The following is a 689-nucleotide window of genomic DNA, read 5'->3' on the forward strand; positions in this document are numbered from 1 at the left end:
GTCAGGGCGTCAGCGCTGCAGGGTCAGCAGGCCGGGCCGGTAGGGCAGCAGGCCGTAGTCGCCGCCGGAGCTGGGGCTGCGGCCCTGGTAGAGCAGCTGCAGGTTGCAGGGGTCGACGGTCTTGGTCTGGTCGGGGTTGGTGCGGACCAGGTCGCCGTGGCTGATGTCGTTGGTCCAGGTGGCGCCGCTGTTGGCCTTGCCGGCGAAGGGGTTGCTCTCGCTGGTGGCCTGCGGGGTCCAGTTGCCGCCCAGGCTGGTGGCGGTGTAGGAGCGGAAGTAGCGGCCCTGCGAGCCGATCGACTCCACCAGCATCAGGTACTTGTTCTGGCCCTGGAGCTTGTAGACCTCGACACCCTCGAAGAGGTTGTTCGTCGAGTCGCTCATGATGGTGGTGTAGTTGGAGCCGAAGTTGCCCGGGAAGTTCCCGATGGGCATGCTCGACCGGTAGATCTTGCCGTTGTCCCCGGCGAAGAACAGGTACATGTTCTGGTCGTCACCGATGAGCGTCTGGTCGATGGGGCCGGTGCCGGAGCCGGAGATGCTCGCCGTCGACAGCGTCTGCTGCGCCGACCAGCCGTTCGGGTTGCTGGGGTCGGTCGAGGTCCGGTAGGAGAACGCGGTGCCGCCCCACTGGTACGCGAGCACCCAGATGTTCTTGGGAGCGAAGTAGAACAGCGTCGGCGCGACGG

At 66.5% G+C, this 689-nt stretch carries 1 protein-coding gene; it reads right to left on the reverse strand.

All coding sequences use genetic code 11. From position 1 onward, the window contains the following. Window positions 1-9 precede the first annotated feature (9 nt). Window positions 10-689: non-reducing end alpha-L-arabinofuranosidase family hydrolase (locus HCK04_RS40430; protein ID WP_260617576.1), on the reverse strand; the 680-nt coding region annotated here is incomplete at its 5' end.

Source organism: Microbispora sp. CL1-1 (assembly GCF_012034195.1).
GTDB lineage: Bacteria > Actinomycetota > Actinomycetes > Streptosporangiales > Streptosporangiaceae > Microbispora.